General features: G+C 72.3%; 25 protein-coding genes. 14 read left to right on the top strand and 11 right to left on the bottom strand.

Going from position 1 to position 24815, the window contains the following annotated elements; genetic code table 11:
• Positions 1–261 precede the first annotated feature (261 nt).
• From JQX11_RS08410 to JQX11_RS08400, 3 genes are all read right to left on the bottom strand, one after another.
• A complete protein-coding gene (locus tag JQX11_RS08410) occupies positions 262–993 on the bottom strand; it encodes a response regulator (protein WP_372444570.1) in 732 nt (243 codons plus the stop codon).
• A 20-nt stretch (positions 994–1013) separates the two neighbouring features.
• Positions 1014–2207, bottom strand: a complete 1194-nt coding sequence (locus tag JQX11_RS08405; protein ID WP_204924409.1) for a sensor histidine kinase — start codon at positions 2205–2207, stop codon at positions 1014–1016.
• 104 nt (positions 2208–2311) lie between these two features.
• Positions 2312–3223, bottom strand: coding sequence for a RecB family exonuclease (locus tag JQX11_RS08400; RefSeq protein ID WP_204924408.1), 912 nt, complete (start codon positions 3221–3223; stop codon positions 2312–2314).
• Positions 3224–3362: 139 nt separating this feature from the next.
• On the opposite strand from JQX11_RS08400, the gene JQX11_RS08395 reads away from it, so the two are divergent.
• From JQX11_RS08395 to JQX11_RS08385, 3 genes are all read left to right on the top strand, one after another.
• The gene (locus JQX11_RS08395) at positions 3363–4454 is read left to right on the top strand and encodes a site-2 protease family protein (RefSeq protein ID WP_372444569.1); all 1092 of its coding nucleotides are present in this window, start codon (positions 3363–3365) and stop codon (positions 4452–4454) included.
• Positions 4455–4510: 56 nt separating this feature from the next.
• Positions 4511–5473: a tRNA (adenine-N1)-methyltransferase gene (locus tag JQX11_RS08390; protein ID WP_204924647.1), complete on the top strand. Its 963-nt coding sequence runs from the start codon at positions 4511–4513 to the stop codon at positions 5471–5473.
• Positions 5474–5554: 81 nt separating this feature from the next.
• Positions 5555–6127 carry a hypothetical protein gene (locus JQX11_RS08385; protein WP_088646669.1) on the top strand — a complete coding sequence of 191 codons (573 nt, stop codon included), beginning with the start codon at positions 5555–5557 and terminating at the stop codon, positions 6125–6127.
• 66 nt (positions 6128–6193) lie between these two features.
• Here the strand turns inward: JQX11_RS08385 and JQX11_RS08380 are convergent, their stop codons facing one another.
• On the bottom strand, positions 6194–6490 hold the full coding sequence (locus JQX11_RS08380) for a ferredoxin (protein WP_088646668.1): 297 nt from the start codon (positions 6488–6490) through the stop codon (positions 6194–6196).
• Positions 6491–6666: 176 nt separating this feature from the next.
• Between JQX11_RS08380 and arc the strand changes: the two genes are divergently transcribed.
• From arc to prcA, 7 genes are all read left to right on the top strand, one after another.
• On the top strand, positions 6667–8448 hold the full coding sequence (gene arc, locus JQX11_RS08375) for a proteasome ATPase (protein WP_088646667.1): 1782 nt from the start codon (positions 6667–6669) through the stop codon (positions 8446–8448).
• Between the two features lie 151 nt (positions 8449–8599).
• Complete coding sequence (locus JQX11_RS08370; RefSeq protein WP_204924406.1) at positions 8600–10669, top strand: hypothetical protein; 2070 nt, start codon at positions 8600–8602, stop codon at positions 10667–10669.
• 58 nt (positions 10670–10727) lie between these two features.
• The gene (gene dop / locus JQX11_RS08365) at positions 10728–12245 is read left to right on the top strand and encodes a depupylase/deamidase Dop (RefSeq protein ID WP_363655246.1); all 1518 of its coding nucleotides are present in this window, start codon (positions 10728–10730) and stop codon (positions 12243–12245) included.
• Positions 12246–12354: 109 nt separating this feature from the next.
• Positions 12355–12567, top strand: a complete 213-nt coding sequence (locus tag JQX11_RS08360; RefSeq protein ID WP_204924405.1) for a ubiquitin-like protein Pup — start codon at positions 12355–12357, stop codon at positions 12565–12567.
• Positions 12568–12589: 22 nt separating this feature from the next.
• On the top strand, positions 12590–13276 hold the full coding sequence (locus JQX11_RS08355) for an endonuclease VII domain-containing protein (RefSeq protein ID WP_204924404.1): 687 nt from the start codon (positions 12590–12592) through the stop codon (positions 13274–13276).
• Positions 13195–14034 carry a proteasome subunit beta gene (prcB, locus tag JQX11_RS08350; RefSeq protein WP_204924403.1) on the top strand — a complete coding sequence of 280 codons (840 nt, stop codon included), beginning with the start codon at positions 13195–13197 and terminating at the stop codon, positions 14032–14034. The genes JQX11_RS08355 and prcB overlap by 82 nt, the downstream gene beginning before the upstream one ends.
• Before the next feature lie 61 nt (positions 14035–14095).
• Positions 14096–14929, top strand: a complete 834-nt coding sequence (gene prcA, locus JQX11_RS08345; protein WP_204924402.1) for a proteasome subunit alpha — start codon at positions 14096–14098, stop codon at positions 14927–14929.
• A gap of 56 nt (positions 14930–14985) precedes the next feature.
• Here prcA and JQX11_RS08340 read toward each other — a convergent pair whose 3' ends face one another.
• The 6 genes from JQX11_RS08340 to rfbB are packed head-to-tail and all read right to left on the bottom strand — an operon-like array spanning position 14986 to position 20308.
• Entirely contained in the window at positions 14986–16014 is a 1029-nt protein-coding gene (locus tag JQX11_RS08340) for a glycosyltransferase family 2 protein (protein ID WP_204924401.1), read from the bottom strand.
• Positions 16015–17325 (bottom strand): lipopolysaccharide biosynthesis protein, encoded by a 1311-nt coding sequence (locus JQX11_RS08335; RefSeq protein ID WP_232377471.1) that lies wholly within the window; start codon positions 17323–17325, stop codon positions 16015–16017.
• Positions 17325–18026 carry a glycosyltransferase family 2 protein gene (locus JQX11_RS08330; protein ID WP_145920205.1) on the bottom strand — a complete coding sequence of 234 codons (702 nt, stop codon included), beginning with the start codon at positions 18024–18026 and terminating at the stop codon, positions 17325–17327. The genes JQX11_RS08335 and JQX11_RS08330 overlap by 1 nt, the downstream gene beginning before the upstream one ends.
• Positions 18019–18426, bottom strand: a complete 408-nt coding sequence (locus JQX11_RS08325; protein WP_145920204.1) for a DUF2304 domain-containing protein — start codon at positions 18424–18426, stop codon at positions 18019–18021. Before JQX11_RS08325 ends, JQX11_RS08330 begins: the two co-directional genes overlap by 8 nt.
• Entirely contained in the window at positions 18423–19310 is an 888-nt protein-coding gene (gene rfbD / locus JQX11_RS08320) for a dTDP-4-dehydrorhamnose reductase (protein WP_204924399.1), read from the bottom strand. The genes JQX11_RS08325 and rfbD overlap by 4 nt, the downstream gene beginning before the upstream one ends.
• A complete protein-coding gene (gene rfbB / locus JQX11_RS08315) occupies positions 19307–20308 on the bottom strand; it encodes a dTDP-glucose 4,6-dehydratase (RefSeq protein ID WP_204924398.1) in 1002 nt (333 codons plus the stop codon). Before rfbB ends, rfbD begins: the two co-directional genes overlap by 4 nt.
• A gap of 87 nt (positions 20309–20395) precedes the next feature.
• Between rfbB and rfbA the strand changes: the two genes are divergently transcribed.
• The 4 genes from rfbA (at position 20396) to JQX11_RS08295 (ending at position 23613) form a co-directional block, all read left to right on the top strand.
• Positions 20396–21313: a glucose-1-phosphate thymidylyltransferase RfbA gene (gene rfbA, locus JQX11_RS08310; RefSeq protein WP_204924397.1), complete on the top strand. Its 918-nt coding sequence runs from the start codon at positions 20396–20398 to the stop codon at positions 21311–21313.
• A complete protein-coding gene (gene rfbC / locus JQX11_RS08305; protein WP_204924396.1) occupies positions 21310–21918 on the top strand; it encodes a dTDP-4-dehydrorhamnose 3,5-epimerase in 609 nt (202 codons plus the stop codon). Before rfbA ends, rfbC begins: the two co-directional genes overlap by 4 nt.
• Positions 21919–22001: 83 nt before the next feature.
• Positions 22002–23360 carry a Pup--protein ligase gene (gene pafA, locus JQX11_RS08300; RefSeq protein WP_088646860.1) on the top strand — a complete coding sequence of 453 codons (1359 nt, stop codon included), beginning with the start codon at positions 22002–22004 and terminating at the stop codon, positions 23358–23360.
• Positions 23361–23415: 55 nt separating this feature from the next.
• Complete coding sequence (locus tag JQX11_RS08295; RefSeq protein WP_204924395.1) at positions 23416–23613, top strand: hypothetical protein; 198 nt, start codon at positions 23416–23418, stop codon at positions 23611–23613.
• 91 nt (positions 23614–23704) lie between these two features.
• On the opposite strand, the gene JQX11_RS08290 is transcribed toward JQX11_RS08295, so the two are convergent.
• Positions 23705–24790, bottom strand: a complete 1086-nt coding sequence (locus JQX11_RS08290) for a DUF3866 family protein (RefSeq protein WP_204924394.1) — start codon at positions 24788–24790, stop codon at positions 23705–23707.
• Positions 24791–24815 lie beyond the last annotated feature (25 nt).

The raw sequence follows: 24815 nt of genomic DNA, 5'->3' as shown, positions 1-24815 counted from the left end.
CGTCCGACCACGGACTGACCCGGCGCGGATTTCCCGCTGCGGGTCGGCCCGGAGAACGGCTCAGGGTTGTCCCTGATCCGGCGACCGGTCGTGCCACCCCACCCTGCGGCGGGGCCCCGACACCGACGTCAGGATCTGACGCCACGACACGGTCAACCGCGCCGCGCCGCCTTTCGTCACGGTAGGTGAGCGCGGCAACGCTGCCGTCCCCCCACCGGCCTCACCCTGGGTACGCCCCGAGGGGCATCCGGTGCCGCCCGGCTACGCCTTGGGGCGGACCAGCCCCGACTCGTACGCCAGCACCACCGCCTGCACCCGGTCGCGCAGCCGCAGCTTGGTCAGCACGTGCCCGACGTGCGTCTTGATCGTCGTCTCGCTGACCGACAACGCGGCGGCGATCTCCGCGTTGGACAACCCCCGGGCCACCTGGACGAGCACCTCCCGCTCCCGCTCGGTCAACGTGCCCAACGCCTTCGGTGGGCTCGCCGTCGGGTCGGGCAGCACGGTGGCGAACCGGTCCAGCAGCCGCTTGAGGATGCGCGGCGCCACCACCGCCTCCCCGGCGGCCACCGTCCGGATGGCGGTGACCAGGTCGTCGGCCGGCACGTCCTTGGCCAGGAAACCGCTCGCCCCGGCCCGCAACGCCCCCACCACGTACTCGTCGAGGTCGAAGGTGGTGAGGATGAGCACCCGCACCGGCAACCGCGCCTCGACGATCGCCCGGGTCGCGGCCACCCCGTCCATCCGGGGCATCCGGATGTCCATCAGCACCACGTCGGGCAGCAGCCGCCGGGACAGCTCGACCGCCTCCTGACCGTCCCCGGCCTCGGCGACGATGTCGAGATCGTCCTCGGTGCCCAGCACCATCCGGAACCCGGTGCGCAGCAACGGCTGGTCGTCGGCGAGCAGGATCCGCACCGGCCGTCCCGGCGGGCGTGTGGCGGCCCCACCGTCCGGCGCGGACGACGGGGGGCTGCCGTACGTCTGGCCCATCTGCTGTCCCCGTTCCCCCGTCACGCCGGGACCGTCCCGGCCGGTTCCACCGGAATTCTCGCGTACACCCGGAAGCCGCCACCGGCCCGTGGCCCGATCCGCAGGGTTCCACCGTAGAGGGCCACCCGTTCGCGCATGCCGACCAGTCCGTGCCCGATCCGGTCGGGCCCCGGCTCCGGCCCCCGCCCCGTGTCGGTGATCTCCACGGTCAGACCGCCGCCGTCGACGCCCAGCCGGACGGTCGCGGTGGCCGACCCGGCGTGTTTGAGCGCGTTGGTCAACGCCTCCTGGGTGATCCGGTACACCGTCAGCGAGACACCCTCGTCGACCGTCGGCACCGGGTCCGCGACCTCCAGGACGACCGGTAGCCCCGCCTCGCGTACCTGCTCCACCAGCGCGGTGATGCCGGCCAGGCCGGGCTGCGGGGTGAGGTCGGCGGCGGGCTCCGCGTCGGTCCGCAGCACGTCCAGCAGCCGGCGCATCTCCCGCAGCGTGACCCGGCTGGTGTCCTCGATGGTGGCGATCGCCTCGTCGGCGGCGGCCAGGTCCCGGTGCAGCACCCGCCGGGCCCCGGTGGCCAGCACCCCCATCACGCTGACGTGGTGGGCGACCACGTCGTGCAGTTCCCGGGCGATCCGACGCCGCTCGTCGGCCACCGCCTGCTCGGCCAGCGCCCGCTGGTTGTCCTCGGCCGCCCGGGCCCGCTCCCGCAGGACCCGCAGCGAGGTGCGCCGGGCGCGCACCGCCCGCCCCACCGCGTAGGCGAGCAACGCGGTGAGCAGGTTGTTGAGCACCAGGTACGCCGGACCGACGTCGAGCCCGGTGTCCAGCGGGGTGAGCACGTTGAGGGCGGCCACCGGCACCCAGAGCAGCACCGTGGCCGCCACCGCCGTAAGGGCCGCCCGGTGCACCGCCATCGTGTACGTCAGGACCAGGAACGTCAGGCTCTGCGTGGTCGGGGCGTGCCCGAGCACCGCCGGCACGGCCAGCGTGGCCAGCGCCGCCCCCACCGCCGGCCACGGCGCGGCCCGGCGCAGCGCCACCGGTGCCGCGCACAACCCGCTCCAGGCCAGCATGGACGGCAACTGCCGGGGCCAGAACTCGCGCGGGGTGAGCAGGACGAAGGCGACCTCGACCAGCACCAGCGCGGCGGCGAACAGGACGTCACCGGCCAGCGGCCGGCGCACCCACCACCGCTCGGGTCCCTCGGTCATACCGCGACGCTAGCCGCCTGCCGGGGCGTCCGGTCGTCGCCGACGGTGAACCTCGTCTCCTCCTCACGGATGAGCCGATCTCCACCCGCCGGTGACGGCGGGCGCTACTCGTCGGCGCCCGGGGCGGCCGGACGGGACCGGGCGTCGCGCAACGGGTCGGCCGCCCCGGCCCGCTCGGGGAACGGCGGCGGGGTGCCGCCGAAGGCCGGGCAGTGCGCCTGGTGGTTGCACCAGTCGCAGAGCCGGCTCGGCCGGGGGCGGAAATCCTGCCGCGCGGTGGCCTGCTCGATCGCCTGCCAGAGCGCCACCACCGTCCGCTCGAACCGCAGCAGCTCGTCGGCGTCGGGGGAGTAGTCGCAGACCTCGGCGTCCTTGAGGTAGAGCAGGCGCAGCACCCGCGGCACCACCCCCCGGGTCCGCCACAGGACGAGCGCGTAGAACTTCAACTGGAACAGCGCCCGCGCCTCGAACGCCTCCCTCGGCGCGCCGCCGGTCTTGTAGTCGACCACCCGCAACGCCCCGTCGGGGGCCACGTCGAGCCGGTCGAGGTAACCACGGATGAGCAGCTCGTCGTCGACCACCGCGGAGATCAGGCTCTCCCGCTCGGCGGGCTCCAGCCGGCGTGGGTCCTCCACCGCGAAGTAGCCCTCCAGCAGGGCCGCCGCCGACCGGAGGAACTCGGCGGTGCCCGGCTCGTCGCCCGGGTCGAACAGGCCGGCCAGCTCGGGCTGCCCGGTGACCAGCCGGTCCCACTGCGGGCCGACGAGGTCACCGGCGGCCTGCGGGGTGCGCCCGTCCGCCGGCAGGTCGAACAACCGTTCCAGCACCGCGTGCACCAGGGTGCCCCGGGCCTGCTCGACGCTGGGCCGCTCGGGCAGCCGGTCGATGCTGCGGAACCGGTAGAGCAGCGGGCAGGTCTTGAAGTCGGCCGCCCGTGACGGCGACAGCGAGGCCCGGACCGTGGCGGGCAGCGCCGCCGGAGGATGCTGCTGGTCGATCACCGGTTCCGCCGTCATGCCCCGAAGGTTAGGACACCGGTCTGACAGGGTCGTGCTCGCCGCACCGGGCATGATCGGGTCGGCGCGTAGCATCGGGGCGGTGGAGTCCCGTCCCCGCCCGCCGCGTCGGCCCCGCAGCGGACTGACCGTCGGCCGGGTGTTCGGGGTGCCGCTGCACCTCAACGTGTCGATGCTGCTGCTCACGCTGCTGGTGACCGTCACCTACGCCGAGTTCGCCCGGGACCGGCTCGGCCTGTCCCCGCTCGGCGGCTACCTGATCGGCCTCGGCTTCGTGGTGTCGCTGCTCGGCTCGGTCCTGCTGCACGAGCTGGGGCACGCGCTGACCGCCCGCCGTTACGGCATCGGTGTGCGCGGGATCACCCTGGAACTGCTCGGCGGCTACACCGAGATGGACCGGGACGCCCCCACCCCCCGGGTGGAGCTGCTGGTCTCGCTGGCCGGCCCAGCCGTCTCGGCGCTGCTCGGCGGGCTCGCCGTGGCCGCCACCCTGGCCACCCCCGACCACACCCTGGCCCACCAGCTCGCCCTGCAACTGGCGTTGAGCAACGTCATCGTCGCCGTGTTCAACGTACTGCCCGGCCTGCCCCTGGACGGCGGCCGGGCGCTGCGCGCCGTGCTGTGGCGGATCACCCGCGACCGGCACCGGGCCACCGAGGTCGCCGGCTGGGTCGGGCGGGCCGTCGCGGTGGGCACCGTCGGGCTGGTCGTGCTGCTCACCGTCCAACGGGTGCTGGTGCCGTTGGCGCTGCCCTTGATGCTGCTGGTCGCGGTCACCCTCTGGCGGGGCGCCGGGCAGTCGATCCGGTACGCCCGGATCAGCCGCCGGGTGCCGCTGCTCGACCTGGGCCGGCTGGTCCGTCCGGTCGTCGCCGTCCCCACCGGCACGCCGCTTTCCGAGGCGCAGCGCCGGCACGCCGAGCAGGGACCACCCGGGTCCGCCGTGCTGGTGGTCGACGGCGCGGGCCGGCCGGTCGCCCTGGTCGACCCGGCGGCGGCGGAGGCCGTACCGGTGGGCCGGCGGCCCTGGTTGGGGGTGGACGCGGTGGCCCGGCCGCTGGCCGCGCTGCCGGCGGTGCCCCTCGGTCTGGACGGCGAACGGCTGATGGCGGCCGTGCAGGCCCACCCGGGCGCGCGGTACGTGGTGACGTCAGGCGAAGATGTGGTCGGCGTTCTGCACATCGCGGATCTCGCCCAGGTCCTCGAACCCACACGGAAGATGAACAGGTGACCGCAGCACATCCCCCCGCCCTCCCGGCCCCCGACGGCACACCGACGTCCACCGCCGTGGCGGAACTCCCCCCGGTGCACCGGGGTCCCTTCCGTCCCGGTGACCGGGTGCAGTTGACCGATCCCAAGGGGAGGATGCACACCGTCACCCTGGAGCACGGCAAGGAGTTCCACACCCACCGGGGCATCCTGGCGCACGACGCGCTGATCGGGCAGCCCGACGGCAGCGTGGTCAGCACCGCCGGCGGCGGAACGGCGTTCCTGGCGCTGCGTCCGCTGCTGTCGGACTACGTGCTGTCGATGCCGCGCGGCGCCCAGGTGATCTATCCGAAGGACTCGGCGCAGATCGTCGCCATGGGCGACATCTTCCCCGGGGCCAAGGTGCTGGAGGCCGGCGCCGGCTCCGGGGCGCTGAGCTGCTCGCTGCTGCGTGCCGTCGGCACCGGCGGTGAGCTGCACTCATACGAGGTGCGCGAGGACTTCGCCCAGATCGCCCGGCGCAACGTGGAGGCGTTCTTCGGCGCGCCGCACCCGGCCTGGCGGTTGCACGTCGGCGACGTCGCCGACTGCCCGCAGACCGGTTTCGACCGGATCATCCTGGACATGCTCACCCCGTGGGAGACCCTCGACATGGTCGAGCGGGCGCTGCTGCCCGGCGGCGTGTTCATCGGCTACGTGGCGACCACCCCGCAGCTGTCCGAGCTGGTCGAGGCGCTGCGCGAGCGGGGCGGCTGGACCGAGCCGCGGGCCTGGGAGTCGCTGGTGCGCGACTGGCACGCCGAGGGGCTCGCCGTCCGGCCCGACCACCGGATGATCGCGCACACCGCGTTCCTGGTGTCCGCGCGTAAGCTCGCTCCGGGCGTCACCGCGCCGCCGCGCCGCCGCAAGCCCAGCAAGGGCGCGGAGGCGTACGCCGAACGCAAGCAGGCGCTGCGGGAGGCGGCGGCGGCCCGGGAGGCGGCGGCGCAGGCCACCGCCGCCGCGTCGGCCGTCGGAGCCGACGGGCAGGACCTGCCGTGACGGCGGATCGGAGCGGCTGGGCGTGAACGGGCAGAACCCGACGGCCGGTGCGGGCCGACGGTGTGACCGCGGGGAGTGGGCATGAGTCGGCCGGGCTTCGGCGGCGGTGAGCTGCCGGCCGTGTTTCCCGACTGGTCGCCGTACCAGGACCTGGAGTCGGCGGCGCGGGCCTACCTGCGTGACCCGGACATCGCCCTGGAGGCGCTCGGCGGGGTGCTGCGGGGCGCCTCGGTGCTCGGCTTCACCCTGGAACGCTTCGTCAACGAGGTCAACGGAGTGTGGCAGGAGGTCGTCGTCTGCGACGGCAGCCGGTTGGTGCTCTGGCACGGCGAGGACGTGCCGCCGGGGGAGGGCCCGCCCGGGTCGATGACGTCGTCGCTGCGGGTGGTGCCGGTCTCCACGGTCACCGAGGTGGGTTGCCGGCGGCGGCTCACCCGGGCCGAGAACGGCGAGGTACGGGTGGACAGCATCGACGTCTACCTGCTGCTCACCTCGCTGGACGAGGCCCCACCCGGCGACGAGATGGTCGGCGCGCCCCGGCACGACGCGCTGCGCTTCGGCAAGACCCTCGACGACGGCGGGGCCGGCCAGATCGCCCGGCTGGAGGAGTTCGCCCGGCTGGTCGCCTCGGTGGTCGGCCGCCCGCTGCTGTGACGCCGTGACCGGGCCGTGGGCGACACCGGAGCGACCTCGGCCCGGGGCCGCCCGGTCGTCCCCGGCTCAGTCGTCCTCGGCCTCGGGGCCGGCGACCTCGACGCCGTCGCTGCCGCGCACCACGTGGATGCACTCACCCGGGCACTCCTTGGCGGAGTCGATCACTTCCAGCCGCAGGTGTTCCGGCACGTCGACCCGGCTGCCGGGGGCGAGCCGCAGCTCACCGTCGACGCCCTTGACGTACGCCAGGCCGTCGACGTCGAACTCGAAGACCTCCGGCGCGTACTGCACGCAGAGCCCGTCACCCGTGCAGAGGTCCTGGTCAACCCAGACCTGCAACTGGTCGGTAGCGACGTCGGTCACCCGGCACCCCCCATGTTCTCCCGTCCCACTCCCCGACGGTACCCGAACGGCCGGACCTGCCCCTCAGGCGTCCCTGGCGATCAAGGTTCGGTGACGAGGGCGTTGCGTGGGACCGAATCGGCCTCATAGCGGCTAGTGTTAGGGCAGAACGTTCAAGCCCCCCGGGGAGGTGGGACGTGGCACGCAGTGACGACGCGGACTCGCGCGCCGCACGGTGGGAGAAGGAGGCCCACGATCTCTCCACGCAGGTCGCGTTCCTTCAGGAGGAACTCGCTCTGGTGCGGCGCAAGTTGACCGAAAGCCCCCGACACGTCCGGCAGCTCGAAGAGCGGCTGGCGGCCACCCAGGCACAGTTGGCGCGGCTCACCGAGAACAACGACCGGCTCGTGAGCACCCTCAAGGAGGCTCGCGCGCAGATCGTGACGCTCAAAGAGGAGATCGACCGGCTGGCACAGCCGCCGTCCGGCTACGGTGTCTTCCTCGCGCGACACGACGACGGCACGGTGGACATCTTCACCGGCGGACGCAAGCTCCGGGTAGCCGTCTCACCCTCACTGGACGCCGAGGAGTTGCGGCGCGGCCAGGAGGTCCTGCTCAACGACGCGCTCAACATCGTCGACGCGTTCGGCTACGAGCGGGTCGGTGAGGTGGTGATGCTCAAGGAGATCCTCGCGGGTCCCGAGGGCGCTCCGGGCGACCGGGCGCTGGTGGTCTCGCACTCCGACGAGGAGCGCATCGTCCACCTGGCCGACACCCTGATCGGCACCGCGATCAGGGCCGGTGACTCGCTCATGATCGAGCCCCGTTCGGCGTACGCGTACGAGCGGATCCCGAAGAGCGAGGTCGAGGAGTTGGTGCTGGAGGAGGTGCCCGACGTCGACTACACCGACATCGGCGGCCTCCAGTCGCAGATCGAGCAGATCCGCGATGCGGTGGAGCTGCCCTTCCTGCACGCCGACCTGTTCCGGGAGCACCAGCTCCGGCCACCGAAGGGCATCCTGCTCTACGGTCCGCCGGGCTGTGGCAAGACGCTCATCGCCAAGGCGGTGGCCAACTCGCTGGCCAAGAAGATCGCCGAGCGGCTGGGCAAGGACCGGCACACCAGCTTCTTCCTCAACATCAAGGGCCCGGAGCTGCTCAACAAGTACGTCGGCGAGACCGAGCGGCACATCCGGCTGATCTTCCAGCGGGCCCGCGAGAAGGCCGGGGAGGGCACCCCGGTCATCGTGTTCTTCGACGAGATGGACTCGATCTTCCGGACCCGTGGTTCCGGTGTCTCCTCCGACGTGGAGAACACCATCGTCCCGCAGCTGTTGAGCGAGATTGACGGTGTCGAGGGCCTGGAGAACGTGATCGTGATCGGCGCCTCCAACCGGGAGGACATGATCGACCCGGCCATCCTGCGCCCCGGCCGGCTCGACGTGAAGATCAAGATCGAGCGTCCGGACGCCGAGGCGGCCAAGGACATCTTCTCCAAGTACATCCTCGCCGGGCTGCCGCTGCACGCCGACGACCTGGCCGAGCACGGCGGCGAGCCACAGGCCACCGTCGCGGCCATGATCGACGCGGTCGTCCTGCGGATGTACTCGGAGACCGAGGAGAACCGCTTCCTCGAGGTCACCTACGCCAACGGTGACAAGGAGGTCCTGTACTTCAAGGACTTCAACTCCGGCGCGATGATCCAGAACATCGTCGACCGGGGCAAGAAGATGGCGATCAAGGAGTTCCTCACCTCCGGGCGCAAGGGGCTGCGGCTGCAGCACCTGCTCGACGCCTGCGTCGACGAGTTCCGGGAGAACGAGGACCTGCCCAACACCACCAACCCGGACGACTGGGCCCGGATCTCCGGCAAGAAGGGCGAGCGGATCGTCTACATCCGCACGCTCGTCTCCGGCGGCAAGGGCACCGAGGCCGGCCGTTCCATCGAAACCGCGAGCAACACCGGCCAGTACCTCTGATCGGCCGACCGGGCGGGCCCGCGACGCGATGCGTCGCGGGCCCGCGCGTCTGCGGCACCCACTGTTAACCGCGCCACCCCGTGTGGGACGGGTGGAATGCCGGACTCGTCGTTAGACTTCCCCCACCGCGTAGTCGACTCCGAGGAACCGCGTGCCGCCCGAGCTCTCCGTCGCCGATCCGCCGCTGTCCCCGGCGCTGGATCGCACGCCCCCCACCGTCCCGACGGCCCCGAGGGGCCGCCGCTGGCGGTGGATACCCCTCCTGCTGGCCGCCCTCGTCGCCGCCTGGGCCGTGCCCCTCGCCGGGCACGCCCTGCACCGGGAGTGGCTGCTCCCGCCGATCGTCCTGGTCGCCACAGCCAGCCTGCTACGCGGTGGCCGCACCCTGCTCGACCGGTTGATGCTCGCGCTCGGCCTGCTGCTCGGCCTGACCGCGATCGCCGGCCTGGTCTTCCCGGTCTGGCCCTGGGGGATGCGGCCGGTGCCGCTGACCGGGATCGCCCTCACCGCGCTGGCCCTCGCCGCCGCCGCGCTGCGCCGCCGGCCCCGGCTGCCCCGACCCGGCTGGGCCGACCTGTTCCCGCTGGCCGGCGCCGCCGCCATGGTGGTCTACCTGCGGCAACCCTGGCAGCGTGCCACCGACCTCGCCGACCGGCTCACCGTCCTCGGCACGGGCGAGGACAACTGGCGGCACCTGGCACTGTTCGACGCCATGGGTCGCCTCGAGGGCTACACCTTCGTCGACCCGGCCGCCGCCCGGGAGCAGATCACCGCCCAGCTCATCTACTACCCGCAGGGCTGGCACCTGGTCACCGCCCTGCTCGACGGCTTTCTGACCCCCACCGGGCCGCGCGTCGACGCCCTCGTCGCCCACTACTTCGGCTGGACCATCGCCGGCTTCGGACTGTTCACCCTCGTGCTGATCTGGGCGGCCCAACGGCTGGCCGGCCCGATCCACCTGCTGCACCGCACCGTGCTCACCGTGGTCGTCGGCGCGCTGGTGCTCGGCACCCAACTGCCCCGCCTGCTCAACGCCGGCTACCCCACCGAGGTGCTCGGGCTGACCCTCACCGTCCTGATCGCCACCCTGGTCGCCCGGCCCGTCCCCGGCACCCGCGAACAGGTCGTGCTGCTGTGCGCCCTGCTCGCCGCCGTCGGGTTCACCTACTACCTGTTCCTGCCGGCCGCCGCCGTCCTGGTCCTGTGCTGGGTGCTCACCCACTGGCGGGAGGCGCTGCGCCGCTGGTTCACCGTGCTGACGGTCGGCCTGGCCGGGGCCGCGCTCGCCCTGATCGCCCCGCTGCTCGGCGTGCTACGGGCCGGGCAGACCGAGGCGTTGGTCATCGGCTCGTCCCAGGCCGTCGAGGGCTGGCGGGCGCTGATCTGGCTCGGCGGGATCGTCGGAGTGGCCCTGCTCGTGCAGATCGCCCGCACCGACCCGGCCTGGCGACGCTGGCTGCTGGTCGGCGTCGTCGGGGTGGCCCTGCCGCTGACCATCGCGCAGATCAACACCAACGCCGGGGTGGCACCGGGCTACTACTTCGTCAAGGGCACCCACCTGGCCACCGCGCTGCTCATCGTCGGCACCGCCGCGGTGGTCCGGTTGCTGCCGGTGCCCCGGCCCGGCCTGAGCTGGCGCGGGGTTGGCAGCACCACGGCCGGGGTGCTCGCCGCCGCCCTCACCATGACGGTCGCGGTGGCGCTGTGCGGCGTCACCGGCTGGCACCGCAGCCTGCTGGTGGTCGACGAGCAGACCTGGGCGCAGCGCTGGGTCCACCAGGACCTCACCCTGCCGTCCCGGGTTGCCTGGGTGTGCGCCGACGCCCAGCAGCGCTACCCGGAGGTCCCGGGGACCACCACCCTGGTCATCGACCGGGGGCCGGTGCGCTCCTACCTCATCTCGCTGTGCCTGTCGGCGCTGCACGGCACCACCGCCGCCACCGACCCCGGCATCTACAGCCTGCCGTTCCTCGAACCGGACCGCACCGACATCATCGTGCGCCGGGTGGCCGGCCCGGTCCGGTTCATCACCTCCGATCCCAAGGGGGAGCGCCGGGTGCACCGGATGCTGCGCGACGAACCCGCGCTGCGGCACCGGTTGAGCTGGGTGCCGCTGACCGTCCCCGAGTGCGACGTGGCCCCCTCCGACGAGCCGCCCCCGCCGACCCCGGAGACGGCGACACCCGACCCGGCCGAGGCGGCGTGCCCCCTTCCCCGGTGAGGCGGACTACGCTCGACGTGACGGCGGACCGGGTGAGGCGAGCGGAGCGGGTAGGTCGATGAGCGTCAGAAGGATCATGGGCACCGAGGTCGAGTACGGGATCTCCGTGCCCGGCCAGGCCGGAGCGAACCCGATGGTCACCTCGTCGCAGGTGGTCAACGCGTACGGCGCGCGCCCGGAACTCAACCGGGGCGGCCGGGCCCGCTGGGACTACGAGGAGGAGTCGCCGCTGCGCGACGCCCGCGGGTTCACCTACTCCGGGGCCGCCTACGACCCGGCGGAGGCGCTCGCCGACGAGGATCTCGGCCTGGCCAACGTGATACTCACCAACGGTGCCCGGCTCTATGTCGACCACGCCCACCCGGAATACTCCACACCCGAGGTGACCAACCCCCTCGACGTGGTGCGGTGGGACAAGGCGGGGGAGCGGGTGATGGCCGAGGCGGCCCGGCGGGCGGCCACCATCCCCGGCACCCAGCCGATCCACCTCTACAAGAACAACACCGACAACAAGGGTGCCAGCTACGGTGCCCACGAGAACTACCTGATGCGGCGGCAGACCCCGTTCGCCGACATCGTGGCGTACCTGACGCCGTTCTTCGTGACCCGGCAGATCGTCTGCGGCGCGGGCCGGGTCGGCATCGGGCAGGACGGCGGGCAGAGCGGCTTCCAGATCTCCCAGCGGGCGGACTTCTTCGAGGTCGAGGTGGGGCTGGAGACCACCCTCAAGCGGCCGATCATCAACACCCGCGACGAGCCGCACGCCGACGCCGACAAGTACCGCCGGCTGCACGTCATCATCGGCGACGCCAACCTGTCGGAGATCTCCACCTATCTCAAGGTGGGCACCACGGCGCTGATCCTCACCATGATCGAGGAGAAGGCGCTCGGTGCCGACCTGGGCATCGCCGACCCGGTCGCCGAGTTGCGGGCGGTCAGCCACGACCCGTCCCTGACCCATCGGATGCGGCTGCGTGACGGCCGGCGACTGACCGCCCTGGACCTCCAGTGGGCCTACTACGAGCGGGCCCGTTCCTTCGTGGACGAGCGGTACGGCGCGGACGCCGACGCGCAGACCCTGGACGTGCTGGAGCGCTGGGAACGGGTGCTGGACCGGCTGGGCCGGGACGTGTTCCTCTGCGCCGACGAGTTGGACTGGGTGGCCAAGCTGCGGCTGCTGGAGGGCTACCGGGAGCGGGAGAAGCTGGGCTGGGGCTCGCACAAGCTCCAACTGGTCGACCTCCAGTACTCCGACGTCCGGCCGGAGAAGGGCCTCTACCACCGGCTGGTGACCCGGGGCTCGATGAAGACCATGCTGGACGACGAGCAGACCCGCCGGGCGATGACCGAGCCGCCGGAGGACACCCGGGCCTACTTCCGGGGCCGCTGCCTGGCCCAGTACGCCTCCGAGGTGGTCGCGGCGAGCTGGGATTCGGTGATCTTCGACGTGGGCCGGGAGTCGCTGGTCCGGGTGCCGATGATGGAACCGGAGCGAGGCACCCGCAAGCACGTGGGCGCGCTGTTCGACAGGTGCGACACCGCCAAGGACCTGCTGGAGACGTTGACCGGCGGCTGACCCGACCGGTGACGGTGGCCCGTCGTGCGTCGGATGCCGGCGCGCGGCGGGCTTTTCGTCGCCTCCGCGAGGTAAGTTCATCGCAGACGATCGTGGAGGAGGCAGCGAGATGGCTTCACAAGAGGGCGGCCAGACCCAGTCGGGCAAGTCGCACCAGGCCGAGGAGATCGACGACGTCACCACCGAGGTCAACCCCGAGGTCGCCGAACGGCACGCCGAGATCACCGAGGACGTCGACGACCTGCTCGACGAGATCGACTCGGTCCTGGAGGAGAACGCCGAAGAATTTGTGCGTGGCTATGTGCAGAAAGGGGGTGAATAGGGCATAGCGGGTTAAATCGGACATGCCCTATCCGCTCGACGATCGAGACGGACACCGTCGTTGCCGGGACTGCGGCGAGTGGAAGTCGCTCGATGAGTTCTGCGCGAACAGCCGTCGGCCCGATGGCCGGGGCAGCTATTGCAAGCCTTGCTTCAACCTGCGTTCCAAGGTGAGCTATGCCAAGCGGACGAGGGAGAAGCACGGCCGGGAGGTTCGCCAACCACCTGTGGTTCCGGATGGCCACCGGCGCTGCCCGACGTGTGGTGAGACGAAAGCGCTCGCCGACTTTCCCCGTAACCGGTCGGGGCGCGGCGGCTACGGCCGATACAGCAAGCCCTGCCACAACGAGAAGGGCAAGGAGAGCAAGCTCCGGTTGTACGGCGGCAGTCGCGAGTACCACCTGCGTCGCCGCTACGGGATCGGGCAGCGGGAGTTCGACGAGCTTCTGGCCGAGCAGGGCGGCGTCTGTGCCGTCTGCTTGGCGGAAGATCCTCAACATGTGGACCACGATCACCGCACCGGATGGGTGCGCGGGATACTCTGCTTCAACTGCAACGGTGGTCTTGGCCAGTTCCGTGACAGTCCCACGAGGCTGGCCAGGGCGATCACGTACCTGAGAGGAACCACGTGGCAGCGGGCTTTGATCCATCCGGGCGTCTACCAGATGTGTTCACCAACGCGGGGACGTCCTCCTTCACCTCGTTCCTGAGCAGGGTGGCCCCCGAGATGCTGCCCGGCCGACGGCCGCTGCCGCCGGGCATGGCCGCCGACCTGGCACCCCACGCCACCACCATCGTGGCCATCTCGGCCACCGGGGGCGTGGTGCTGGCCGGCGACCGCCGGGCCACCATGGGCAACCTGATCGCGCAGCGCGACATCGAGAAGGTGCACCCCGCCGACGCGTACTCGCTTGTCGGCATCGCCGGCACGGCGGGCATCGGCATCGAGCTGATGCGCCTGTTCCAGGTCGAGCTGGAACACTACGAGAAGATCGAGGGCGCGATGCTCTCCCTCGACGGCAAGGCCAACCGGCTCGCCGCGATGATCCGCGGCAACCTCGGCGCCGCCATGCAGGGGCTCGCGGTCGTCCCGCTGTTCGCCGGGTTCGACCTGGCTGCCCGGGATCCCGCCCGGGCCGGGCGGATCTTCAGCTTCGACGTCACCGGCGGCCCCTACGAGGAGACCGGCTACGACGCGATCGGCTCCGGTTCGCTGTTCGCCAAGTCGGCGTTGAAGAAGCGTTACCGGGCCGGCCTGTCCGTCGACGACGCGACCCGGCTCGCCGTCGAGGCGCTCTACGACGCCGCCGACGACGACACGGCCACCGGTGGACCGGATCTGACCCGGCGGATCTACCCGGTGGTGATGACGGCGACCGCCGAGGGCACCCACCGGCTCACCGAGGCCGAGACGGCCACCATCGCCGAGGCCGTCGTCGCCGGGCGGATGGAGAACCCGGGCGGCTGACGCCGTCCCCACCCCCAGCAGCCCCAGTCGTCAGCACAGCGCCAGAAGGAGAACCGCCGCCGTGGCCATGCAGTTCTACGCCTCGCCCGAGCAGATCATGCGCGACCGCTCCGAGCTGGCCCGCAAGGGCATCGCCCGGGGGCGCAGCGCGGTGGTCCTGAGTTACACCGGCGGGGTGCTCTTCGTCGCGGAGAACCTCTCCAGCGCCCTGCACAAGGTCAGTGAGATCTACGACCGGATCGGCTTCGCCGCCGTCGGCCGGTACAACGAGTTCGAGAACCTGCGCCGCGCCGGGGTACGGATGGCCGACCTGAACGGCCTGAGCTACGACCGGCGCGACGTGACCGGCCGGGCGTTGGCCAACGCGTTCGCACAGACCCTCGGCGCGATCTTCACCGAGCAGTCCAAGCCGTTCGAGGTGGAGATCTGCGTGGCGCAGGTCGGCGCCACGGCCGACGAGGACGAGCTGTACCGGCTCACCTACGACGGCTCGGTCAACGACGAGCCGGGCCGGATGGCGATGGGCGGTCAGGCCGAGGCGATCACCGGCGTGCTCAAGTCCGAGCACCGCCCCGACATGTCGCTCAGCGAGGCGGTCAGGGTGGCCATGAAGGCGCTGAGCAGCGTCGGCGGCGAGGGTGGTGCGGCCCGGACGATCGCCCCCAACCAGCTGGAGGTGGCGGTCCTGGACCGCAACCGGGTGGGGCGTACCTTCCGGCGGATCACCGGCGCGGCGCTCACCGCGCTGCTGGAGGGTGACGCGGCAGGTGACGCCGCGCCGGCCGACGGCCGGGCCGCGACCCCGACGGTGCCGACGGAGGAGGCGCACAAGCCCACCACCTCGGCCGGCTCGGCCGACCTGGAGGGTCAGCCCCAGGAGAAGCCGGAAGCCTGACGCGGACGCAGCCAGGGGGCCGGGGTGCGCACCCCGGCCCCCTGGCGTGTCGACGGTCAGCGGGTGCGCAGCAGCGGCTTCGCCAGTGCCCAGTAGCCGGCGGCGATGACGTTGAAGATGCCCATCCCGGGCGGCGACTCGACGTTCGACGGGTCGACCTTGGCGGTCATCAGCTCGGCGATGATCCCGTCGGGGACCGTCCGCTCCTGCTGGAGCTGTCGACGTCGGGCCCGCACCCAGGCCCGGTTGGTCCACAGCCAACCCCAACCGCGCGTCTTCTCCCGCGCCCAGCCGCCGAGCAGCGCGGCCACCAGCATCGCCGCCTCGGTGAGCAGCAGCATCGGGGCCAGCACCACCAGCGTCCGCGTCTCGTACGCGGTGAGCAGCGAGATCAGCCGGTTGCGTTCCAGCAGGTAGTGCTTGAGCTTGTTGCGGGAGAACTCGTAGTGGTGCACCACCACGGCGTCCGGGACGTACTCCTGGCGTAGTCCGCGCTGCCACAGCCGTAGGCTGATCTCGGTGTCCTCGTGGTAGGCGAAGTACTCGGCGGCGAAGCCGTCCAGCTCCCGCCAGAGCGCCCGGTTGATCACGAAGCAGCAGCCGCTGATCGACGGCACCGTGGTCCGTCGGGCGTGCGCGCTGGCGGGCTGACCGTTGCCGCCGGCCCAGGACAGTCCGATGTAGTGCAGCGGGTTGCCGGAGGTGTTGATCAGGTCGGGGTTCTCGGCGAGCCGGATCGAGGCCATCACCGCGCCCACGCCCGGCTCACCGGCCACCGCCACCGTCCGGGCCAGCGCGTCGGGGGCGACGACGGCGTCGGAGTTGACGAAGGCCAGCCACTCACCGGTGGCCTCGGCGGCACCGACCCGGCAGCCGCCGGAGTAGCCGGTGTTCTCCTCCGGCCGGACCACCCGTACCCCGGCGAAGCCCTTGACCACGTCGATGCCGTCACCGGTGCAGCCGTTGTCGACCACGATCAGCTCGATCTCGACGTCGGTGCTGGCCAGCACGGCGCGGGCGGCGTCGACGAGGTAGGGCTCGGCGCCGTAGGCGAGCATCACCGCGGACACCTGGGGGCGGGACATCTACAGACCTCCGGAGACGCCGGTGGCCACCACGTCGTCGAGCGGCCGGCCGGGGGTGGGGGTGGCCGGGCGGGTGCCCCGGCGCAGCAGCAGGACGGCCATGGTGGCGGCCACCACGACGGAACCGACGGCGTAGGCCAGTTCGACGCGGAGCGCGACCGGGGCCGGGACGACCGTGACGGCGAGCAGGGCGGCCACCCCGATCGTCCAGGAGACGGCCTGGGCGCGGTGCCGGTCGAGGGCGAGTAGGGCCTGGCCGAGCACCATCGCCCACAGGTAGGCCAGGGTGCCGACGGCCAGCCAGGCGAAGTCGCCGTGGCCGAGCACGCCGGGGGCGTCGAAGAGCCGGTGCACGAGCCACGGGCCGAGCGCCACCGCGCCGATCGCGCCGGCGACGCCGAGGGCGGTGACCACGCCGAGCGCCCGGCGCAGCAGGCCGTGGAAGCCGGCGATGTCGCCGGTGGTGGCGGTGGTGGCGAGGCCGGGCAGCAGCGACGCCTGCATCGAGCCGAAGACGAACAGCGGGATGCGTACCAGCACCAGGGCGGAGAGCAGCGCGCCGGCGGTGGCCACGTCGGCCGGGTCGATCAGCCGGGCGTTGATCACGCCGACGTTGACCACGACCTGGGAGAGCAGGCTGGAGACCGTGAGCAGGCCGAGGCCGCGCAGCAGGGTGCCCCAGGCCACCGGGAGGCCGCCGCCGACGGCCCGCAGCACCGGCGGGAGGGTCACCAGCACCGACAGCAGCGGTGCGACGACCAGCACCGCGCCGTACCAGACGGGGTCGGTGACGCCACTGACGCCGAGCCCGGCGACCAGCGCGATACGCAACCCTCCGTCGACGCCGAGCTGGGCGCCGTACCAGGGGAAGAGTTGCAGGCCGGACAGCACGCCCCGGGTGGTGTAGGCGACGGCCATCGCGACCAGCGCGCCGATCAGCACGGCGACCATGGTGCCGTCACCGGCGAACAGCCGGTCGGTGAGCGCCTGATAGCCGGCCAGGGTGGCCACGACGAGCAGCGCCAGCACGGCGGCGGCGACGACCGCCCCCCGGGCCAGCACCGGCCCCGGGGGGAGCCCCTGGCTGCGGCGGGCGGCGACGACCCGGGCCACCTCCTGCTCGACGGGGATGAACACGCCGATGCCGAGGGTGAACACGATCGACCAGAGCACCGACAGCGAGGAGTAGTCGGCGAGGTCGAGGGCGTGCCCGGCCACCGCGAGGTGCACGTAGGAGGCGAGCCCGAGCAGGGCGAGCCCGCCTCCGACGGCGAGGGTGCCGGGCGGGACGAGGTGGAGCAGCCGCCGCATCACCGGCGGATGAGCGCCAGCGTGAGCACCGCGAAGGCCCGGCCCAGGTAGATCATCGCCTTGGCGGGGGAGTGGCTGGGGGTGCCCGCCATCCGCTTGCGCATCGCCACCGGCACCTGACGGATGCGGTAGCCGCGCCGGGCGGTGTGCACCAGGGTCTCCACCGTGTCGCCGAGGTACTCCGCCGGGTACCAGCCGGCGAACATCTCGATGACCCGCCGGTTGGCGGCCCGGAACCCGGAGGTGGTGTCGGTCAGCCGGGTCTTGGCGACCCGGGAGAGCACCCCGGACAGCATGACCATCGCCCAGCGCCGGGGCCCGCGCACCGAGTAGTCGCCCTCGCCGGCGAACCGGGCACCGATGACCAGGTCGTTGTCGTCGAGCAGGTCGACCAGCTTGGGCACGTACCGGGGGTCGTGCTGGCCGTCGGCGTCGATCTGGATCGCCACGTCGTAGTCGTTGTCCCGGGCGTAGCGGTAGCCGAGGCGCATCGCGCCGCCCACCCCGAGGTTGTACGGCAGCTTCGCGACCCGGGCACCGGCGGCGGCGGCCACCGCGGCGGTCCGGTCGGTGGAGCCGTCGTCGACCACCAGCACGTCGACGCCGGGCAGTTCGCCCCGGACCTCGCCGACCACGTCGGCGATCGACCCGGACTCGTTGAGCGCCGGGATGATGATCAGGACACGCTTGCCGTTAACCATCGTGGGACACCAGTTCGTCTCGGGTGGCTGCGGTGACCTGCGCGCCGTCGGCGAGCCGGGCGGCGCGCTCCGCGTCGATCTGCGCGCGGAGCAGGGCGAAGTCCTCGGCCAGGGTGCGGGTCTCCTCCTCCAGCGCGCTGACCTCCCAGCTCAGGTGCACGCAGACCAGCAGCAGGAAGACGATGCCGAGGAAGAGCACGAGGCTGACGCCGGAGACCACGCCGAAGAAGCCGGCCACGTTGTCCAGCAGGCGGGGGAACAGCGACAACGGGATGACGATGACCAGCACGCCGAGCCAGAGCATGCCGTACTTCTCGCGGAGCTGCCGGCGGCGCAGCAGCTCGACGATGGTGGCGAGCAGGATCAGGCCGGTCAGACCGGTGACGAGGGTGAGCTTCATGCGACCTTCCACGGGGTGGGTGCAGTCGGGGAGGCGAAGGCGTCGGACAGCGCGTCGTGCCAGTCCGGCAGCGGGGGCAGGCCGGCCTCGGCCCACCGGTCGTGCCCTAGCACACTGTACGCGGGTCGTGCGGCCGGACGCGGAAACCGGTCGCTGGTGGTGGGTCGGACCCGGTCCGGGTCGAGCCCGGCCAGCGTGAAGGCGGCGCGGGCCAGGCCGTACCAGGTGGTCCGGCCGGTGCAGGTGCCGTGGTAGGTCCCGGCGGGGGCACGTCCGGCCAGGGCCGCGTCGACGAGCGCCACCAGCCGGGTGGCCAGCGCGTACGACCAGGTGGGCTGGCCCTGCTGGTCGTCGACCACGTCGAGGTGCTCCCGGGTGGCGGCCAGGCCGAGCATGGTGGTGACGAAGTTGCGGCCGTGTGCCCCGTAGAGCCAGGCGGTCCGCACCAGGTAGCCGGTTTCGGGGAGGAATCGGACCACGGCCCGCTCCCCGGCGAGCTTGCTGCGGCCGTAGGCGTTGATCGGGTCGGTGGGGGCGTCCTCGGCGTACGGGGTGTCGGCGTCGCCGGCGAAGACGTAGTCGGTGGAGACGTGCACCAGTCGTGCGCCGTGCTCGGCGCAGGCGCGGGCCAGGTGGGCCACCGCGTCGCCGTTGACCGCGGTCGCCGCCGCCTCGTCGCGTTCCGCCCCGTCGACGTCGGTCCACGCGGCGGTGTTGAGCACCACGTCGTGTCCGGCGACGGCGGCCCGGACCGCCCCGGCGTCGGTGACGTCGAGGTCGGCGCGGGTGGCGGCGGTCACCGTGAGGTCGCCCCGGGTGGCCAGCACCGCCAGCAGGTCCCGGCCGAGCATGCCGCCCGCGCCGGTGACGAGCACCCGGGTCATGCGCCCGACGCCTTCTTCAGCGGCTCCCACCAGGCCCGGTTGTCCCGGTACCAGGCGACGGTCCGGGTCAGGCCCTCGTCGAGGTCGATGCTCGGGGCGTACCCCAGCTCGGTGTTGATCTTGCTGATGTCCAGCGAGTAGCGGCGGTCGTGACCCTTGCGGTCGGCGACCGGGACGACCCGGTCCCAGCCGGCGTCACACGCCTCCAGCAGCCGCCCGGTCAGCTCCTTGTTGCTCAACTCGGTGCCGCCGCCGATGTGGTAGACCTCGCCGGAGCGCCCGGCGTGCGCCACCATCGCGATGCCCCGGCAGTGGTCGTGCACGTGCAGCCAGTCCCGGATGTTGCCGCCGTCGCCGTAGAGCGGCACGGTGCCCCCGTCGAGCAGGTTGGTCACGAACAGTGGGACGACCTTCTCCGGGAACTGGTACGGCCCGTAGTTGTTGGAGCAGCGGGTGACCACCACGTCCATCCCGTGGGTCCGGTGGTAGGCCAGCGCCAGCAGGTCGGAACCGGCCTTCGAAGCCGAGTACGGCGAGTTCGGGGCCAGCGGCCAGGTCTCCGTCCAGGAACCGGAGTCGATCGAGCCGTACACCTCGTCGGTGGAGACGTGCACGAACCGGCCGGTGCCGTGCCGCAGCGCCGCGTCCAGCAGGGTCTGGGTGCCCAGCACGTTGGTGGTGACGAACGGCGCGGCACCTTCGATCGACCGGTCGACGTGCGACTCGGCGGCGAAGTGCACGACCACGTCCTGACCGGCGACGACCTCGTCGACGGTCGCCGGATCGCAGATGTCGCCCCGGACGAACCGCAGCCGGGGGTCGTCGCGCACCGGGGCGAGGTTGTCCAGGTTGCCGGAGTAGGTCAGCTTGTCCAGCACGGTCACCGTGGTGGGCTCGACGGCGGGCACCCCGGACGCGTCGCCGCCGGGTACGCCCAGCAGCATCCGTACGTACTCCGACCCGATGAATCCGGCTCCGCCGGTGACGAGAATCCTCACGGGGACGGAAGTGTACGCGCACCGGCCCGCTGTCCCGGGGACATGACCCCGGTGTCCGGTTCGCGCCGGTCCCGGTAGGCTCCCCCGGTGCGTGGAATCCTTCTCGCTGGTGGCACCGGGTCCCGGCTGTGGCCGATCACCCGGGCGGTGTCCAAGCAGCTGATGCCGATCTTCGACAAGCCGATGGTCTACTACCCGCTGTCGACGCTGGTGATGTCCGGGGTGCGGGAGATCCTCGTGATCACCACCCCGGAGGACCAGGACCAGTTCCAGCGGCTGCTCGGCGACGGCAGCCAGTGGGGGCTGCGGCTGGAGTACGTCGCCCAGGCCCGTCCGGAGGGCATCGCGCAGGCGTTCGTGCTCGGCGCGGACTTCATCGGCGACGACTCGGTGGCGCTGGTGCTGGGTGACAACATCTTCCACGGCGTCGGCCTCGGCCGGCAGTTGGCCGACAACGGCGACCTCGTCGGCGGCCGGGTCTTCGCCTACCCGGTGGCCAACCCGCAGGCGTACGGCGTGGTCGACTTCGACGCCGACGGCCGGGTGCTGTCGATCGAGGAGAAGCCGGCCCGGCCGAAGTCCCGCTACGCGGTGCCCGGCCTGTACTTCTACGACAACCGGGTGGTCGAGATCGCCGGCAAGCTCACCCCGAGCGCCCGGGGCGAGCTGGAGATCACCGCGGTCAACGAGGCGTACCGGGAGGCCGGTGAGCTGTCGGTGACCGTCCTGGACCGGGGCACCGCCTGGCTGGACACCGGAACGTTCACCTCGATGATGCAGGCCGGCGAGTTCGTCCGGGTGATCGAGGAACGGCAGGGCATGAAGATCGGCTGCGTCGAGGAGGTCTGCTGGCGGGCCGGCCTGCTCGACGACGACCAGCTCCGCGCGCTGGCCGAGCCGCTGACCAAGAGCGGTTACGGTGACTACCTGCTGGGCCTGCTGGCCGACAAGCACGACGAGGCGGTGCTGCGCGCGGCACAGTCGTCAACGGAGGGAGTGCGGTGAAGATTCGCCCGCTGAGCATCGAGGGCGCCTGGGAGGTCACCCCGCAGCAGCACGGCGACCCGCGCGGCCTGTTCATGGAGTGGTACCGGTTCGACCACCTCGCCGAGGCGGTCGGCCACCCGCTGCGGCTGGCCCAGGCCAACCTGTCGGTCTCCGGCCGGGACGTGGTGCGCGGCATCCACTTCGCCGACGTCCCGCCCGGCCAGGCCAAGTACGTCACCTGCGTCCGCGGCGCGGTGCTCGACGTGGTGGTGGACCTGCGGACCGGCTCGCCGACCTTCGGTCGCTGGGAGGGCGTCCGGCTGGACGACACCGACCGGCGGGCGGTCTACCTGGCCGAGGGGCTGGGGCACGGCTTCTGTGCGTTGACCGACGACGCGACCCTGAGCTACCTCTGCTCGACCACCTACAACCCGACCGGGGAACACGCGGTGCACCCGCTCGACCCGGAGTTGGGCATCGAGTGGCCGGTCGAGGTGCCGCTACTGTCCGCCCGGGACGCGGCGGCACCGACGTTCGCGCAGGCCCGGGCGGCGGGAATGCTGCCGGATCACGCCGCCTGCCAGGCGTTCGTGGCCGGGTCGGGGCCGGCCGGGACGGCGTAGCCGGACGGGATCCGGGCGACCGGAGCACACTACCTGTGCTGTGACAGTGACGAACCGACCCTCCGGGCGGCTAGTGTCACATCATGGAGCGGCGAATCTTCGGCCTCGAGACCGAGTACGGCGTCACCTGCACCTATCGCGGGCAGCGGCGGCTGTCCCCAGACGAGGTCGCCCGGTACCTGTTCCGCCGGGTGGTGTCGTGGGGACGGTCGAGCAACGTGTTCCTGCGCAACGGGGCCCGGCTCTACCTGGACGTCGGGTCGCACCCGGAGTACGCCACTCCGGAGTGCGACTCGGTCACCGACCTGGTCGCCCACGACCGCGCCGGTGAACGCATCCTGGAGGGCCTGCTCGTCGATGCGGAGAAGCGGCTGCACGACGAGGGCATCGCGGGTGAGATCTACCTGTTCAAGAACAACACCGACTCGGCCGGCAACTCGTACGGCTGCCACGAGAACTACCTGGTGTCCCGGCACGGTGAGTTCGGCCGGCTCGCCGACGTGCTCATCCCGTTCCTGGTCACCAGGCAGTTGATCTGCGGCGCCGGCAAGGTGTTGCAGACCCCGCGCGGAGCGGTCTACTGCCTGTCCCAGCGGGCCGAACACATCTGGGAGGGCGTCTCCTCGGCGACCACCCGCAGCCGGCCGATCATCAACACCCGCGACGAGCCGCACGCCGACGCCGAGCGCTACCGGCGGCTGCACGTCATCGTCGGCGACTCCAACATGAACGAGGTCACCACGCTGCTCAAGGTCGGCTCGGCCGACATCGTGCTACGGATGATCGAGGCGGGCGTGGTGATGCGCGACCTGTCGCTGGAGAACCCGATCCGGGCCATCCGGGAGGTGTCGCACGACATCACCGGCCGGCGCAAGGTGCGCCTCGCCTCCGGCAAGGAGGTCAGCGCCCTGGAGATCCAGCAGGAGTACCTGGCGCGGGCCACCGAGTTCGTGGAGCGTCGCGGCGGCGACCAGACCGCCAAGCGGGTGGTGGAGCTGTGGGGCCGGGTGCTGAACGCGGTGGAGAGCGGCAACCTGGACCCGGTGGCCCGCGAGATCGACTGGGTGAGCAAGCTCCGGCTGATCGAGCGCTACCAGCGCAAGCACGACCTGCCGCTGTCGCACCCCCGGGTGGCGCAGATGGACCTGGCCTACCACGACCTGCGCCGGGGCCGGGGCCTGTACGGGCTGCTGGAGCGGCGCGGCCAGGTGGACCGGGTGGCCACCGACCCGGAGATCTTCGAGGCCAAGGAGACCCCGCCGCAGACCACCCGGGCCCGGCTGCGCGGCGAGTTCATCAGGCACGCCCAGGAGAAGCGGCGCGACTTCACCGTCGACTGGGTGCACCTGAAGCTCAACGACCAGGCGCAGCGCACCGTGCTCTGCAAGGACCCCTTCCGGGCGTACGACGAGCGGGTGGAGCGGTTGATCGCGAGCATGTGACCAGGGGGCCGGCGGTCGGTGACGGCCGCCGGCCCACCGGTACGCTGGCGGGGCGATGAACGAATCCGAATCCGCCGACCGCGAGCGCGGCGACACCCAGCGGCTCAACTGGATCGACAGGCGTCGGGCGAAGATCCGCGACGAGATCGCCCGCAACCGCCGGGGCGAGTACACCGTGCCGACCTGGGTGCTGACCGTGGCGCTGGTCGCCATCGTGGTCGGCTGGCTCGCATTGATCTTCCTGGTCGGCTGACACCGGTCCGGCACCGGCATCCGGTGCGACGGCGGCCACCGGATCAGGGGTACCGGTGGCGCCGACCGCGCCGCTGGCTGATGCCGGCCAATCAGCCGAGCAGCGCGGCGGCGTGCCGACCGGCGGCCGCCGCCGCCAGGAAGTAGGCGTGGTCGGCGTCCAGACCCCGGCCCATCGTGGACAGTCGCACGGGCAGGGCACGCAGCGCGGCGTCCAGCCCGTCGGTGTCGACCCGGACCAGGGTGTGCCGGCCGGCCAGCGGGACCAGCGCGGCGTCCACCCGGGCCGCCAGCTCCGGCGGCAGGCCGGCCGGCACCACCAGCTCCGCCGGGGCCAGCGCCACCCGGCCGTACGCGGTGAGGCTGTGGTGTGACACCCCCTGGTGCCGGGGGCGGGCGTCGGCGTCGGAGATCCGCAGCGACCCGACCGGCCGGCCACCCAGCACCGCCACCGCGTTGACCGCCTCGCCGACGGCGACGCCGGAGAACCCCCACCGGGTGCCGGTGCCCAGGTTGCCCGGCCCCTGCGCGACGATCGCCACGTCGGCGCGGAGCACGTGCCGGGCGGCCAGCAGGCCGGTGTGCAGGGTGGCCGCCTCCAGGTCCCCGCCGAACGCCTGCCCGACGCTGACCGTGCCGACCAGCGCGTCACGCAGCCCGTCGAGGGTGCGGGAGAACCAGGCCGGCAGCGCACCGCCGTCGGTGAGCAGGTACGCCACCCGGGCCCCGGGGGAGTCGGCGTGGATGCCGGCGAGGATGGCCGGCAGGGCGGAGTGCAGGTCGGCGGTGACCACCGGCAACCCGTCCAGGTCGTCGACGGCGGCGAGCAGCGCGTGGTGCGGCGACGCCTCCTCGTCGACGCCGAGCATGATCGGCTGCAACGGGGTGTACCGCGCCTTGACCAGGTGCCCGGCGTCGCGGGTGTCGCCGGCCTGCGGCGGGTCGGCGGGCAGCCGGTCGGGCAGGGCGACCACCAGGGCGTACCCGCCGGTGCCGAGGCCCATCAGCAGCGCTCCGGCGTTGAGCAGCACCCGGTCGCCGGGGACGGGGTCGCCGACCAGTTCCGGGTAGGCCAGCGCGCGCATGGTGGCCCCGTCGGGCAGGGCGACGTCGAGTTCCACCGCGCCGGCCCACCGTCGCCGTACCGCCGTGACCGTCCCGGACCGCCATCGCACCATGCCCGGCACGCTATCGCCGGCCGCC

Origin of the sequence: Micromonospora humida, from assembly GCF_016901255.1 — a bacterium.
GTDB classification, from domain to species: Bacteria; Actinomycetota; Actinomycetes; order Mycobacteriales; family Micromonosporaceae; genus Micromonospora; species Micromonospora wenchangensis.
The sequence above is the reverse complement of the archived record's forward strand: the minus strand, read 5'-3'. Positions and strand labels throughout refer to the sequence as shown.

Bases quoted from the DNA above. Each gene is read 5' to 3' on its own strand.
- JQX11_RS08410 (WP_372444570.1), bottom strand. From the start codon at position 993: ATGGGCCAGACGTACGGCAGCCCCCCGTCGTCCGCGCCGGACGGTGGG.
- JQX11_RS08405 (WP_204924409.1), bottom strand. From the start codon at position 2,207: ATGACCGAGGGACCCGAGCGGTGGTGGGTGCGCCGGCCGCTGGCCGGT.
- JQX11_RS08400 (WP_204924408.1), bottom strand. From the start codon at position 3,223: ATGACGGCGGAACCGGTGATCGACCAGCAGCATCCTCCGGCGGCGCTG.
- JQX11_RS08385 (WP_088646669.1), top strand. From the start codon at position 5,555: ATGAGTCGGCCGGGCTTCGGCGGCGGTGAGCTGCCGGCCGTGTTTCCC.
- dop (WP_363655246.1), top strand. From the start codon at position 10,728: ATGAGCGTCAGAAGGATCATGGGCACCGAGGTCGAGTACGGGATCTCC.
- JQX11_RS08360 (WP_204924405.1), top strand. From the start codon at position 12,355: ATGGCTTCACAAGAGGGCGGCCAGACCCAGTCGGGCAAGTCGCACCAG.
- JQX11_RS08355 (WP_204924404.1), top strand. From the start codon at position 12,590: ATGCCCTATCCGCTCGACGATCGAGACGGACACCGTCGTTGCCGGGAC.
- JQX11_RS08340 (WP_204924401.1), bottom strand. From the start codon at position 16,014: ATGTCCCGCCCCCAGGTGTCCGCGGTGATGCTCGCCTACGGCGCCGAG.
- JQX11_RS08335 (WP_232377471.1), bottom strand. From the start codon at position 17,325: ATGCGGCGGCTGCTCCACCTCGTCCCGCCCGGCACCCTCGCCGTCGGA.
- JQX11_RS08330 (WP_145920205.1), bottom strand. From the start codon at position 18,026: ATGGTTAACGGCAAGCGTGTCCTGATCATCATCCCGGCGCTCAACGAG.
- JQX11_RS08325 (WP_145920204.1), bottom strand. From the start codon at position 18,426: ATGAAGCTCACCCTCGTCACCGGTCTGACCGGCCTGATCCTGCTCGCC.
- rfbD (WP_204924399.1), bottom strand. From the start codon at position 19,310: ATGACCCGGGTGCTCGTCACCGGCGCGGGCGGCATGCTCGGCCGGGAC.
- pafA (WP_088646860.1), top strand. From the start codon at position 22,002: ATGGAGCGGCGAATCTTCGGCCTCGAGACCGAGTACGGCGTCACCTGC.
- JQX11_RS08295 (WP_204924395.1), top strand. From the start codon at position 23,416: ATGAACGAATCCGAATCCGCCGACCGCGAGCGCGGCGACACCCAGCGG.
- JQX11_RS08290 (WP_204924394.1), bottom strand. From the start codon at position 24,790: ATGGTGCGATGGCGGTCCGGGACGGTCACGGCGGTACGGCGACGGTGG.